This window comes from Nostoc sp. KVJ3 (assembly GCF_026127265.1).
Classification (GTDB): Bacteria; Cyanobacteriota; Cyanobacteriia; order Cyanobacteriales; family Nostocaceae; genus Nostoc.
Window position 1 is genome coordinate 1 of record NZ_WWFG01000018.1, and the last position, 13,872, is coordinate 13,872.

The window sequence follows — 13,872 nt, forward strand, 5'->3', positions numbered from 1 at the left end:
GAGTACGCCTTTCTTCTAGCTGAATTTGAAAATATTGGGCAGTATTTAACCCAAGTTGAACCAGGAAAAACGTTTTTATGCTTATCGCTGGATGTTTGGCTGGTTTGGCAAGCTTAAGGGTCGTCAGCTACCGACTTATCAAAGCATGGCTCTCCATTTACAGGATGTGACCATTGACAGTCGGGTGAATCGGTCTGAATAATGCTATCGCACAGGCTCAAACCCAGTTACCACCCACGGTAGATATTAAGCAATTAACTTCACCACAGATAGATATTCGGGACACTCACAAGCGGTTTCTCTTTCTAAACCGGAGGAGTTACAGCCATCAGCTAATGGGCTTGTACCAGAGACTATAACTCATCTCCCTCTGGCGAATAGAGCAAACGCACTCATCGCAGCTTTAACTCAAGTGGTTTCCAAATAGAAGACATGATGAGTTCCCAGGTGATAGCGATCGCTGGCACTCAGCGAGGTGGCAAGGGAACCTTAGCAGCAATCTTGGCAACATTATCTCTAGCATTAGATTCGGGATTAAATACCCAATACTTTACAGCCGGGGTGGACGTTTACCCCTTTAGTTGTAATCTAATTTCTGCTCTTAAATACCCGGAAAAAGATGCGGACGGGGCAGATAAATTAGTCGCCCGTGACTTGCTTAAATTTCTTAAAGGCTTAGATGCAAGTGAACCTTACTCCCACAAAACTTACTTCTTGTGATTGATGAGGCAATGCGGTTGCTGTCCTTACTTGATGAGAGCGATCGCACTTGGGCTATCCAATATCTGCTGAGTCGCTTCGCTAAGTCTGGCGGTACATTAATCATGTGTTGCATGGCTCTAACTTAACTTCTGTGGTTGGCAAGGCCACAGCAGGACTAGCAGATACCTTTAAGCAATCAGTTAACTTCATTGGGTGTGTAGCTCAGTCTGTCAGCGCTGGTGGATTGCGAAAAATTAATGTTGCCAGTGGCGAATATTTCAAAGCCAACCCTAATAACTTTGCTGAACCTGTTAACGGTGGCAATCTCGGCATGATTCCAGACTGGCTAAAGATAGAGTTACACCCAGGAAATGGTCAGCCAGATCCAGCAAGAACATTACTCAAATTCTTCCCGGAACTGGTGCAGCATCACCAGCCAGCAGTTATGCCCAGAGGAGAGAAAATTGCACCAGATGACGCAGTTAATAAACTGGAGTCTATTTTCTCAAAGCCTACCCAAGACGTTGAAATTGCAGAGCTAGAATTCGTCAGCATTTCTGAGGCTGATAAAGAGCAGATTTTAAACATTGTTACTTCAGCCGTGACAACACCAGTCAGCTTTGCTGCGATTAGAAATAGCCGAAAGTGGGGCGAAGAGAAACCTAGTGTTCGCTATTTAAGGTGTGCGATTGCACAACTTATAGAATCCAAGCAATTGAACGGTAGTGAGAAGTTAGGCTTTACCGTTTTTTAATCTTACTGCAATCTCAAAAAGCCATTAAGAAAGCACTTAGTTCAAAGATATCAAGACATCAAAAGCCTGAATCCTAGTAATGGATTTACATCTATGCACCCAATTGAGTTTAAGAAAAAGTGGCAGTTAACTTACGACGAGCTTGCTCTTGTCTTGGGTTATCAAAGTGATTTCACTGTCCGTTGCTGGGGGATAAATGGAAAACGCAAGCGTAAAGAAGTCAAAAAGTTGTCTATGTTGCTTGCAGACTTCTTGATGAGAAGTGGTCAACTCAAGGTAAACTTGTAGATTCTTATCTCTAATTATTTGTATGATTGGGGCAAGTATTACCTTAAGCTTGTTTGCCCCAATCGCTATATCTTGCCCTTCATCTTCGATTTCGGTCAGTCCCCAAACGCTTTTCTACCCGTTGTAGCTTGGCATTACTATAATCTGTACGCTGCAAAATTGCTCTCAAATAGATGTCGATATCGTTCGAGATATTTACCGGAATAAATTGATTGAATCCAAGGAAAATCAACAAAGTAAATAATGCAGTAAACAACCCATCGTCCCATATTTACTTATGGGTTCAGCGCGATAAACCTCTTTCTCTATGGTGATGGGTTGGGGGGGAGGGCTGTTCTTCAACTCCTGAATAACCGTAGTCAAGTTCTTCGTGTGATTCAACAGTTGATTCCAGTTCTGCTTTAATTCTGTTATCTCGCTCTTTAGCCCTTTGAACTCTAAGCTCTCTAATGTCGCTGAGGACTTGGGCGTATTCTTTAACTGCGTTAGTAAGGGAGTTAATTCTTGCCGAAAATTCTCGTTGCTCTGCTCGTACTCGTTCGAGGAGAGATTCTGATTCTTCAATTCGGTCGTCAGCATCTCGATTGTCACCATCGCTTTGCTGAGGAGTTGATTCTGAATTAAATTCGTTTGCGCCCATGCTTGTAACTCTGCCTATCTCTTTCGCGTTCAGTTTTCTGTGATGCTTAAAACTTTCAAACTCTCTATATAATCTCCCCAGTGCTATCTTCACCTCACCCAGTTCACTGCTCTCAACTAAATCGGCAGTTTCAGAGTAAGGATTGCTGTGATTGCCGTTGCCATTATTGTTGTTGCTCATTAGTTTTCTTCTGACCTCGACGAGAAGTAGACGCAGTAACTTTTGTCTGTTTTGATGTTGTAGCCTTCTCTAAAGCATCTGGTATAACTGATAGTTGTTGTAACCCTAGATAAGCCCAGCTTTTTCAAGCTCTGGTTTAGCCTGATCTAAAAACCCACTGACCAATAGGTAATCCCCAAAAGGAAATCCATTCTCTTCAGTAGCAGCCGAGTAAGGTAGACCTTTCTCTGTCAACGTGTCAAAGGTCGAGTAGTCTAGCTCTGGCATTTCTATTTCTATACCTTTTAGTTCGGCTATAGCTGCCGATGTTTTGCTATTCTCCCAGCGCTGAAAACCTGAACCTTTATCCCAGCAGAGATTTTTTACCACTACATAATCTGCCTTATCGCTACAGAACTCAGCCATAGTTTTTAAGCTAGTGATGACTGAGTACCCAAGGTTAAGCACAGTCACTAGCGTTACCCGATAACCCAAATCACCTGCAATCTTGAATAGCCCAAACTTACTGATAATCTCCCTAGTTTTATTGCTTGATGCCCCCGGCATATCTACTATTATTGAGTCGGGTGATTCCGCTTTAATTTCCGTAAAGAAGCGTTTCGCCTCTGCCACCTCCAGGAAGTTCAGCAGCCTTACCCCTGAGCCAAAGTTTTGATAGTATTCGTACAGTTCTGGATTCTCTGTATCTGCATCATAAGCTAGATAATTAATGCTTTTATTGTGCATTACATCCAGCAGTAAGCGAGTAAAGGCAGTCTTACCTGTACCACCCTTGCCCCCAGTATCATCACGATGCGTTTCATATTTCACTCCTATCGGTGATATTAAATTGGGCAGAAGTCTTAGGTGTTGTTTTTTTGCGTTTCGTAGTTTGAGATGGTGATGAGTCGGATGGTTCACTACTATTCTGTGATGAACTATCCGGCTTTACTGGTGGAATGTCATCATTAGTTGAGGTTGATGAATCAGTTAATTCTGGCTCGGAGTCAGAATTAACTGATTCATCAACCGCTTTATCTGATGATTCATTACTCGAACTATTCTCCGTTATTGTTGAAGCTTTTTTATGAAAACTCTTCAGACCACTGGCCGCTAGTTCTACCCCATGACCTTTAAACACATCAGAAACATCGTCATAGGAGTAGCCAGCGTCTAACATATCTTGAATAGGTTTAGCCAAACTGAGAACTAAATCTGACAGGCTGATAGTTTTAGGAGTCGCGGCTTTCTGTTTAAGACTGGTTTGAATATCTTCTATTTTTGATAAAGGGACAGCTTTCGGTTTGCGCGACATATTCAGCATTAGTAATAAATTATTCCATTGTAAAAAAGTCGTGGTCAGAAAAAGTTTAAGTTTCTTGTCGTGATGTGACAAATATCAACAAAAAAGGGTTTGTATCCTCGTGAGGTAGACTAGTCTAAAAAAGCAGTTACCCATGAATCAACATTCTTAGTATCAAAGGCTGTTGGCAGCATTGTTAAACAGACCCTGCCCTCGGTTACACCGAGGTAATTGCAGACAGCCACTCGTGGTTCGCCAAAGTCTCTTACTCCCCCAGCCTCCCGTTGTGCCCCCTGGTTCTGGTTTACCCTAGTCCTGTCGTGGGGGGGTGAGGCAAGCAATACGCCGTAACGCACCTTCGGTGCTACTTTTGCTTCGCAAAAGCGGCGTGTTTGCTTGTTGGGGGTGTCCCCCAAACCCCCTTTAAACAAGTCTTTTCAAGGGGTGAATAAAAGAGAGTTCCAGGTTATTCGCCTACCTGCTCGGCGCTCCGCGCCATAGCAGCTACAGCGAATAACCCGGTTAAAAATGAATAAGTAGATAAATGAACGCCTAACTATTTATGCAGCCAGACCCCCGTACCAATCTCAGTAATCAATTAGCTGACACATTAACCAATCGGTCAGTAGCACCAGATGAAAAGCGAGAAGTAACCATCACGTTTAGGGCTAGCTATGCCGAGAAAGCTAGACTAGAGCAACGGTGTAGTGGAGTGGTGCAAAGTGACTATATTAGAGCGAGATTATTTGACTATCCTTTACCACATCCTAAGTTAGTCATTCCCGAAGTTAACCGACAGGCTATCTACGAGCTAAAGAAGATTGGCAACAACCTGAATCAGCAGACTAGGGCTATTAACGAAGCTGTGAAAATTGGTAGCCAACCTCTGAGTAATGAAGTGAAATCATATCTGAAAACTCTTGAAGAACTGACCGCACTTTTAGAACAGACTCGCCAATTACTCACTCAACCTACGGAAGAGGTGCAGCGCAATGATTACCAAAGTCAAAGCTAACAAATCATTCCGTGGCACTACTAAATATGTGCTTGAGAAAGAGAAAGCCAAAATTATTGGCGGAAATATGTACGGTAAAAGCACTAATGAACTGGTAGAACAGTTTACCCTATCAGCCCATCTTAACCCCCAACTAAAAGACCCATGTTATCACCTAATGCTTAGTGTACCTCAGACTGACAGAACTCTCAATGATGACGAATTAGCTAATCTATCCCAACGGCACTTTGCTAATGTCATTGTACTGTCGAAGCTAAAAGGCGATGAATCCCAAGTCAAACAGCCAGATAAAAGGATAGCTGACACCAAACTGAACCAGCTAGTTGATGAATTTATAGAATCAGAATTACCAGCTTATGACTTCTTTATAGCGCGGCACTCTGACAAAGAACACGACCACACCCACATCGTTGCATCTAGGGTTAATAACCTAGATGGTCTTTCCATCCGTACCTGGAATAATTACGCCCATTCGGAACACTCCGCCCGACTGCTAGAACGAGAATTTCAGCTAACCCCAGTCCAAAGTAGTTGGGAGAGTAAGCAGAAAGCTATGACTCGTAATCAGCTTGAACGGGTCGAACGCGATGGACTTCCAGGCGAAGAAATAATGCGCCGAGCGATTGAACAAGTGGCAGCAAATAAACCCACAATGCCCCAGTTAATTGAGCGCTTATGGAGAGAGCATCAAGTTAAATCCATCGTCAGTTATTACAGTCATGGAGGGGTAAGAGGTATCAAGTTTGGTATTGATATCGGCTCAGTTAATGAAGATGGTAGCCCCCGCTTGCTCTGGAAACAGGGAGGTAATCTCAATAAATATAAGTGTTCATTTACAAAGCTTCAGACCGAGTTGGGGATAAGTTATGAACCCATACGGGACGATAGCGAAATTAAACGCCTAAATAATTTCTTACAATCTGTAGATAATAGCCAAGTTAATCAACAAATAATATCAACCAAATTCCCGAAAGAAGCTCAAGGTATAGGCGAAACTAAATACCAGCTAACCCCAGCTAAATCAGATGCAAAACAACAAGCTAGTTCAAAACTCATAAATACAATCGCTGACTTTATTGAACAGTCAGCAGTTGAGTCAACCTTGATTGAAACATTACCACAGTTAACAGAACAACTGTCTGAGTATCATCAGAATTTATCAGCCGTAAGAACCACATACGACAAGCTATTAGCGGCGATTGCTCTTAAGGAACAACTCTTATCACAAAGAACTGTGAATGCAATTGCTGACTTTATTGAACAGTCAGTAGTTGATGATGCCTTAAGTGAAACGTTACCACAATTAACAGAACAACTCTCTCAATATCGGCAGCAGCTAGCTAACAATAAAGCTGTATTCGACGGACTAGACGCGGCGATTACTCAAGAGTTACAATCCCATGTAGAGAAGAAAGCTATTTCATCAATTTCTGATTATATTGAGCAATCGACTGTTGAATCAGCCTTAACCCAAACAGTATTAGAATTAACGCAACAACTTTCTCAATACAAAGAGCAGCTTGTTACAGCTAAAACTACATTCAATGACCTAGATGCAGTGCTTGCAACTGAGTTACAATCATATCTAGAGAAGAGAGCTATCTTATCAATTTCTGATTATGTTGAGCAATCGATTGTCTCTTCAGTATTAACTGAAACAGTATTAGAATTAACACAACAACTTTCTCAAAATCAGCAGCAGCTATCAGCCGGAAGAACCATATTCGACGACCTGGAAGCAGCAATTGTTTATTTGGAGCAACTCCATAGTTCGCAAAAAACAGTGGATGCAATTGCTCTTAATAAAACTCCAACTATAGGCACAGATAAACCAAAACTAAAGTCGAATCAAATAGCAGAATTATATGAGTATTACAGCGCCGACTTGCAAAACTTATTAGTGACTGACCGAGATAAAGAAATTGCTATACGGGCGCTACTAGATGATAAACCACCCCAAGACGTTGAAGAAATTATCAAAGCTAGTCCAGCCGAATGGACACAAGATGAAGCTAGAGAATTGGTATTTATCGCTAGCAATCAACTGGCAACTCAAAAGTCAGAATCAGAACATTCACTCGATGAAAACCAGCGTATTGAAGAGGAACTCTTAGCTATAGCTGTGCCTATTGCTGTTGAATTAATCAACTGGCAATTAAGAGAAGCTGCCTCAAATAGCCTGAGATTCAAACGTGCCACTCTGGAGAAGCAGGGTAGAGAATTGGTATTTACCCATGATGAACGAGGTGAGATTTTTCGAGTGGCAGTCAACCGAAATCAGTCAGGTGAGCTTGAGTATTCACCGATTAATATTGGGTCAGTAGAGAGAGAAGACCTGATACTTTGGGAAAAAGCAGACCGCGTATTGCAACAAATAATAGAAGAACAGCAACAAGAACTCAGACAAAGTAAAGGGATCTCTCTCTAGGCGATGGCGCAACTAGACTTTAGTAGCACTCTCTGAGCGACGTCATTTGTAGCTAAGGACTGATGTATGTTTCTTTTATTGACTGATAAAGTATGGATACCAAAACGGAGTTTTAATTATGAAGCGTTCTGACATATCGAAAATTCTGGGTTCTGGCATTCTAGCAGTCGGTCTAGCCATAACTCCTCTCATTACGCCCGCCTTAGCACAGAGCAGCACATCCCCTCAGACAAACACCACTTCAACTACAGATAACACCTCGCTTCAAGGAGCTGATAGGAGAGATAACGACCATTTTAATTGGGGATGGTTAGGCTTACTGGGTTTAGCAGGTTTGGCTGGTTTAGGTAAACGCAATCGCTCTGAACCTACTGCTTACCGCGACCCCAATGTAACTCGTTAGCACAACTCCAATGGAGTAAGTTCTACCGAAAACAGAAATTAGACAGATTTTTAAACGCCAGACAAAATACGGGATTTTCTCGAAAAAATCTCGCGGCTCCAAATACCCTAATGCTTACCTGGCGAGTGGGTATTTACAGTTAGGTACAAGGGAAATTCCGGCTATTTATCCCTGCTCTTGATCCGGAACTTCAAAAAATAAATGCAGCTATAGACTCGTCTGACTTCCCATTAACCGCATCAACGCCAACAGTTAATCTAGAATAATTAACTAAAACGGATTCAAGTAAAGCTACTGATTTAGCACAACCATAACTAGAAATTGAAGAAGGCAGAAGGCAGAAGGTTTCGTTCAGATGGGGATTCAAACCCTCTTCTGTTCGAGAGCCACCAAATTTTCAATTTGGTGGGGGTCTTAAACCCAAGACCCGAACCGTCTGCCTTTCTTCGATAAACAACCCAAACTAGAGAAACGAATACCACTATATAAAAAATTAGAGACAGTAACTAACAGCAAAGGTCTACTCTTCACTGTTTGGGAGGAGATACAAGTGAGTACCTGTAACTTTGGCTCCCAATCGGCTGTAATTACGTTTTTTATTCAGCACCAGATGGAAGTATTTGGGCTAGTTATTATCCTTTGACTAAAGACCAATGGCGGCGCGGTTGCTGCCGGATTGAATATTTGAAAAAGAAGAAGGAAAATGTAAGCAATGGTTAACGGTGTAAATAGCCATGTTATTGAAAAGTTCTTGTGAAGCGATTTTAAAGAGTCAGTGATCACCCAAGGCATCCACCGACAGTTCATTGTAAGATGGGCATATATACAGAAATCCTTATACTGAACGACAATCAATCTTTTGTGTCCTTTGAGGAACATGAACCACATCATTCGCCCCCGTCAGGGGTGATTTTTATCAAGAAGGGGAAGGGGGAAAAGGGAAGGGGGAAAGGTAAAAACCTCGCCCGCAAGTGGCGCGACCTGTTCATCCCTTTGCCCTTTCCCCTTTAACCTTTTCCCCTTTTTTTATGGCGTTAGTAGCCAGCGTTCACGCCCTTGCATCCTTAAGGTATTGAGCCGAGATTTGAGTAATTTTGTGCAAGATGGTCTGGAAACCCTTGTTCTGTCTGGCTTTGATAATTTGTTACTTCCCAGTCAAAAAAGCCGTTATTTACAACGTAAAATCAAGCCTTTTCAGATCATCTTGCAGGTTTTTGGTCGCATCTCGGTTCAATACCTAATACCCTCTGCTTTTTAAACTTGACCAGACCCACAGCTAAATTGTAAGCGGTGGTCGATTTCGCCACCCCTCCTTTCATGTTGAAGACAGCCAGTTTTTGGGTCACGTTTACATTTGACTCACTTTGCTTATGTGGCAAATATTATACATAATATATTCAATATTCTTGATTATTTATTCTTTAATCTAGATTATCTGACTCATACAGCCATAACACGTGAGCTAGGAACACATTAGATATAGCAATTGGGGAGCGATTGCTCTGACTGCTAGATAAGGATGCTCCGCATTTTTGACTTTTTCATAATTAAAATTAGTTGCTCTGTATCCTCAATTACGAATTATGAATTATCTGTGACTCGTCCACTCAAATTTGCAATCATCAATACCAATTGAGTAAGGTCAATCGGTTTAGCTAGATGCATTTGAAACCCAGCATCAATCGCCCTTTGACGCTCTTGTTCGGTGGCATAGGCAGTGATTGCTGCTGCTGGAATTTGTCCCCCAGCTTCAGCTTCGAGCGCTCTCACCTGACGAATCAGGGAAAAACCATCTTCATCTGGCATCCCAATATCTGCTAGAAGCAGATCATATTTGCCAGGAGATTCAGTTAAAGCAGCGATCGCTTCCCTTGCCGATGTCACAACTACTACTTCAGCCCCAAAGTCTTCTAACATCCACTTAATTAAGTCGCGGCTATCCGCTTGATCGTCTACAGCCAAGATGCATAACCCTTCAAGGGTAAGGGGTAGATCTTTACCGAATGTGTCCAGAGTCTCCGATAAAAGGCTCGGCTCTAAATAAGTTGGCGGCGTAATCTCCAACGGCATTAAGCGCAGAGGCAGCCTAACGGTGATCGTGGTTCCTAGTCCCTCGCCTGGACTTTGCGCTTGAACTGTTCCACCGTGAAGTTCTACAACATGACGGACGATTGACAAGCCTAACCCAAGTCCCTGAGTTGGTTTGCTGCTGCTGGAATCTCCTTGGCGGAAGCGATCGAAAACATAAGGCAGCAAGTCTGCCTGGATGCCAATTCCTGTGTCGCTGACTCGAAGTTCAGCATGAGTATATATAGCTTCGAGCATAATTCCCACTCGTCCACCGGCTGGAGTGAACTTAATCGCGTTAGAAAGTAAATTCCACATAACTTGCTGTAAGCGATCAAAATCTCCGACAACCGTCGCCGAGTTCAAGTCTGAAACAATTTCAATGCTTTTCGCCTCTGCGGAAAATTCGATAGACTCAATGGCGGCATTCACTACTGAAACCAAATCGATTAGACGAGTGTTTAAATGAAGCTTTCCACTCGTAATCCGGGAGATATCGAGCATATCATCGATTAACTGAGCTTGCACTTTAGCACTGCGCTCCACTACTTCCCAGGCACGAGTGACGGCTTCTGAATCTAAATTGCGGGTGCGGACAAGTTGCGCCCAGCCCAGTATAGTATTGAGCGGATTACGAAGTTCATGGGAGAGGTTCGACAGGAATTCATCTTTGGCTCGGTTGGCAATTTCCGCCTGTTGACGGGCTGATTGCTCCTGTGCTAAAAGCTTAGATCGCTCTAACTCAAACTGTTTGCGATCGCTAATATCTTCAATCGCCAGCAAAATCCTTTGGGCATCTCCCTGTTGAATAATTTTCCAACCATTGAGCAGCATGGTTTTCTTCCCAATCCGTTCAAAACGATGCTCTACCTCCCAGTTTTCAATACTGGTATCGTTCGCAAGAATGTCTTCTAAGAGCGATCGCAGTCCGGGTAGGTTCCATTGACCGTTCCCTAGTTCAAAAATCAGAGATTGGGCTGTCTCTGATGCTGAAACCTGAAATGTTTCATAAAACGAGCGATTGGCTTTATTCACCCGGAAATCAGCATCAAGGACGATTAACGGCACTTGTACCGTCTCCACAATCGCTTCAGCGTAATTCCGGGCTTGTTCTAAGGTTGCGGCACTGCGTTTAAGAACATCAATATCTATTAACACCAACACTACACCGTCAATCTGGTTTTGTGTAGTGCGATAAGGACGGATGCGGAGGTTGTACCAATACCCTTCCAGAGTTTGGACTTCTAATTCTTTGATGCTGAGTGTGTCAAGTACCTCCAAAATTAGAGTTTCTAAGTCAGGAACATTGAGATTCGCTCTGAAATCGCTCAAAGGTCGTCCAGCATCGGCGGGAATTAAATTGAAAAGTCGCTGCGCCATTGGCGTAAAACGTCGAACGCGTAAGTCCAAAGTCAATATCAAAATAGGAATATTGATACTGGCAAGCAAATTCGTGAGATCGTTATTAACTTGGTGTAATTCCTGATTTCGAGAGCGAAGTTCATCATTAGTTGTGTTGAGTTCTTCGTTGGTTGCCTGAATCTCTTCTTTGGCAGTTTCTAACTCCTCATTGGTGCTTTGCAACTCTTCATTGCTGGAGAGGATTTCTTCATTGGCAACTTTCAGGTCTTGATTGATGTCTTCTTGCTCTTGGATCACCGCTTGTAGATATTCTTGAGTTGCAGCCCGCTCTTGGATGGCGGTTGCAAGTTCAAGCTTTAGCCGAACAATCTCTCGCTCTAAGTCTGGCTGCTCTAAACTTTCAGGATTTACCGTGTTGACGTTGTTAACCGTGGGTGGCGCTTGTTCAAATAAAACCAGAAAGTAGAGTTCTCCGTCAGTCGCAGGCTTGAATGGAATCACCTCAAGATTGATGATTTTTGCAAGATCGCCGGATTCAATTCGTAACCCTTCTCTTCTAACTAGAATTTTTTGCCGTTGTGCCTGATAAATTGTCGCCCGTAGCTCGATGAGCAAGCCTTGGCGCACCATTTTGAATAAGTTAAGACTCGGTTTCCCAGGTGTAAGTTTGAGGTAGAGATCGATTTCTCCCCGAAATTGCAGCACGTCCATCTTGTCGTTGATCACCACACCCACTGGGGCATAGCGATTCAAGATTAGTTGGTCAGTTTTTTTCTCTAAGTCCAACTCATTCAATGGATTCTCATTGGTCGGCTTCGGTTCGTCCACTTTTACTATCGGATAATTGCTGGTAATGAACGAAATAGTTGGACGAATTCCAGTTAGCTTTTTGCTATAGATTTTATACTTTTTGTCAATTAGAGTAAACAAGTCAGAATATTTACCTGTGCTTTCTGAAGTCCCTAGCAGCAAGAAGCCAGTCGGATTAAGACTGTAATGAAAGATGGGCAATATCCGTTTTTGCAACGTTTCGTCCAAGTAAATCAGTACATTCCGACAGCTAACTAAATCTAAGTTAGGAAAAGGGGGATCGCTGCCCAAGTCTTGTCGGGCAAACACACATAGTTCGCGCACAGCTTTGCTAATTTGATATCCACCGCCGTCAAGGGCATTAAAAAATCGGCGGCGGCTCTCTGGTGAGACTTCCACCATTTGATTCTCTGCATAAATGCCTGATCTTGCTTTCTCAATCGCGATCTCGCTGATGTCTGTGGCAAAAATCTGGATCGGCGGCGAGGTTACTTTATTCGCCAAAAACTCCAGCAAGGAGATAGCGATGGAATACACTTCTTCGCCCGTCGAACATCCCGCTACCCAAATCCGAATCGGCAACTCTGCTGATTTATTTTGGATGATGATAGGAAAGACTCGCTCTTTCAAGAGTTGAAATGCTTCAGGATCGCGGAAAAAATGGGTGACGTGGATCAGAATTTCTTCATAGAGCGCCTTGACTTCACCCGGATTCTTTTGCAAATACTCGGCATAATCCTCCAAGCGTTCTAGTTTATACAACAGCATTCGGCGCTGGATTCGGCGATCGAGGGTGTTGGGCTTGTAGTGGCTGAAGTCAACGCCAGTTTGCGATCGCAATAATACAAATATAGTCGCCAGGGCATCTCCCTGTTCGGGCAACTTCTCAATTGCGATCGGTGGCAATGAGTCAGAAATAAAAGGATTGCGACTGAGGTTTACCAGTTCCTCGGCGATTTTTTCAGGCGGTAGCACAAAATCCACATTCCCGGTGGCAACAGCAGTATTAGGCATACTATCGAATTTTGCGGTGTCTTCACACTGAGCAAAAGTCACGCCTCCCTCTGCCTTGATTGCCTTCAGCCCCAGTGAACCGTCTCCATCTGCCCCAGATAAAACCACTGCGATCGCTTTGTGCCCTCGATCTGCTGCCAATGAAGTAAAGAACGCATCAGCAGGCATATATTTCCCCTGAACTTTCTCTCGCGGCGTGAGTTGCAACGCTCCAGCAGACAGCTTCATCTTAGTGTTAGGCGGAATAACGTAGACAGAGTTTGGTTCTACAGTCATGCCATCTTGCACTTCAATAACAGGCATCACCGTGCCAAAACGGGAAAATTGTACGCTAAGGCTAAAAGCGTTATCCAGCAAGCATCTTAGCCCCTCGCTTTTCTATAGCACCCGTGAGCGGCTGTTTATCCTCAATTGATTGGTGCAGAGTATTGCTAGTACTCTGCACCATCTGGAAAGACTAATTCGAGCCAAAAATGATAAATAGAGGTATGCCATTTGCTCAAAACAACTTATTTTCATAGCGTTGAGGTTAGCATCAGCTTCTTAGCGTACAATTTTCCCAATTTGGCACGGTGATGCCTAACAGGCATTTGAGTTGTTCTTGCCAGAATCTCACTCAACAGACTCTTGTGGTTAGGGGCTAAGTGTTGAATCAGCACAAATGCCATCCCTGTATCGGTGAGCAAATGCCTGAGCAACTCCGTAAATGCCTCTAATCCACCCGCAGAGGCGGCAATGCCAACGATGGGAAATAAAGCATCCGCAATGTCTTGCTGCTCTACGTCGGCGCAAAGCATAATTCTGTAGTGCGCTCGGTGAATGGTTGCAGGTTTTAGAGCTATACGGGGTTCAGCCACTATTCGTGAAAACCTGAAATCCTTGCGCGATAATTACACTTAAAGGCAGTTTAGTAAAAAAATTATAAAT

At 43.3% G+C, this 13,872-nt stretch carries 14 protein-coding genes; 7 read left to right on the top strand and 7 right to left on the bottom strand.

Annotated features, from left to right (window positions below; all coding sequences use genetic code 11):
- Positions 1 to 432: 432 nt before the first annotated feature.
- The 4 genes from GTQ43_RS41060 to GTQ43_RS41075 all read left to right on the top strand — a co-directional run bounded on the left by GTQ43_RS41060 (position 433) and on the right by GTQ43_RS41075 (position 1,744).
- Positions 433 to 720 carry a hypothetical protein gene (locus tag GTQ43_RS41060; RefSeq protein ID WP_265278366.1) on the top strand — a complete coding sequence of 96 codons (288 nt, stop codon included), beginning with the start codon at positions 433 to 435 and terminating at the stop codon, positions 718 to 720.
- Positions 717 to 848: a hypothetical protein gene (locus GTQ43_RS41065; protein WP_265278367.1), complete on the top strand. Its 132-nt coding sequence runs from the start codon at positions 717 to 719 to the stop codon at positions 846 to 848. The genes GTQ43_RS41060 and GTQ43_RS41065 overlap by 4 nt, the downstream gene beginning before the upstream one ends.
- A 5-nt stretch (positions 849 to 853) precedes the next feature.
- Positions 854 to 1,456 (top strand): hypothetical protein, encoded by a 603-nt coding sequence (locus GTQ43_RS41070; protein WP_265278369.1) that lies wholly within the window; start codon positions 854 to 856, stop codon positions 1,454 to 1,456.
- Positions 1,457 to 1,549: 93 nt separating this feature from the next.
- Positions 1,550 to 1,744, top strand: a complete 195-nt coding sequence (locus tag GTQ43_RS41075; protein WP_265277076.1) for a hypothetical protein — start codon at positions 1,550 to 1,552, stop codon at positions 1,742 to 1,744.
- Between the two features lie 283 nt (positions 1,745 to 2,027).
- Here GTQ43_RS41075 and GTQ43_RS41080 read toward each other — a convergent pair whose 3' ends face one another.
- From GTQ43_RS41080 to GTQ43_RS41095, 4 genes are all read right to left on the bottom strand, one after another.
- Positions 2,028 to 2,564, bottom strand: a complete 537-nt coding sequence (locus tag GTQ43_RS41080; protein ID WP_265278370.1) for a hypothetical protein — start codon at positions 2,562 to 2,564, stop codon at positions 2,028 to 2,030.
- Between the two features lie 105 nt (positions 2,565 to 2,669).
- Positions 2,670 to 3,374, bottom strand: coding sequence for a hypothetical protein (locus GTQ43_RS41085; RefSeq protein WP_265278371.1), 705 nt, complete (start codon positions 3,372 to 3,374; stop codon positions 2,670 to 2,672).
- Positions 3,364 to 3,867 carry a hypothetical protein gene (locus tag GTQ43_RS41090; protein ID WP_265277073.1) on the bottom strand — a complete coding sequence of 168 codons (504 nt, stop codon included), beginning with the start codon at positions 3,865 to 3,867 and terminating at the stop codon, positions 3,364 to 3,366. The genes GTQ43_RS41085 and GTQ43_RS41090 overlap by 11 nt, the downstream gene beginning before the upstream one ends.
- Positions 3,868 to 3,977: 110 nt before the next feature.
- Positions 3,978 to 4,262 carry a hypothetical protein gene (locus tag GTQ43_RS41095; protein ID WP_265278372.1) on the bottom strand — a complete coding sequence of 95 codons (285 nt, stop codon included), beginning with the start codon at positions 4,260 to 4,262 and terminating at the stop codon, positions 3,978 to 3,980.
- A gap of 146 nt (positions 4,263 to 4,408) precedes the next feature.
- Between GTQ43_RS41095 and GTQ43_RS41100 the strand changes: the two genes are divergently transcribed.
- The 3 genes from GTQ43_RS41100 (at position 4,409) to GTQ43_RS41110 (ending at position 7,692) form a co-directional block, all read left to right on the top strand.
- Complete coding sequence (locus tag GTQ43_RS41100; protein ID WP_265277071.1) at positions 4,409 to 4,861, top strand: MobC family plasmid mobilization relaxosome protein; 453 nt, start codon at positions 4,409 to 4,411, stop codon at positions 4,859 to 4,861.
- Positions 4,839 to 7,289: a relaxase/mobilization nuclease domain-containing protein gene (locus GTQ43_RS41105; RefSeq protein WP_265278373.1), complete on the top strand. Its 2,451-nt coding sequence runs from the start codon at positions 4,839 to 4,841 to the stop codon at positions 7,287 to 7,289. The genes GTQ43_RS41100 and GTQ43_RS41105 overlap by 23 nt, the downstream gene beginning before the upstream one ends.
- Positions 7,290 to 7,407: 118 nt before the next feature.
- Entirely contained in the window at positions 7,408 to 7,692 is a 285-nt protein-coding gene (locus tag GTQ43_RS41110) for a WGxxGxxG family protein (protein WP_265278374.1), read from the top strand.
- Positions 7,693 to 8,891: 1,199 nt separating this feature from the next.
- Here the strand turns inward: GTQ43_RS41110 and GTQ43_RS41115 are convergent.
- From GTQ43_RS41115 to GTQ43_RS41125, 3 genes are all read right to left on the bottom strand, one after another.
- Entirely contained in the window at positions 8,892 to 9,038 is a 147-nt protein-coding gene (locus GTQ43_RS41115) for a ParA family protein (protein WP_265278375.1), read from the bottom strand.
- 235 nt (positions 9,039 to 9,273) lie between these two features.
- On the bottom strand, positions 9,274 to 13,302 hold the full coding sequence (locus GTQ43_RS41120) for a CheR family methyltransferase (protein ID WP_265278376.1): 4,029 nt from the start codon (positions 13,300 to 13,302) through the stop codon (positions 9,274 to 9,276).
- Between the two features lie 158 nt (positions 13,303 to 13,460).
- Complete coding sequence (locus GTQ43_RS41125) at positions 13,461 to 13,802, bottom strand: chemotaxis protein CheB (protein WP_265278377.1); 342 nt, start codon at positions 13,800 to 13,802, stop codon at positions 13,461 to 13,463.
- Positions 13,803 to 13,872: the final 70 nt, after the last annotated feature.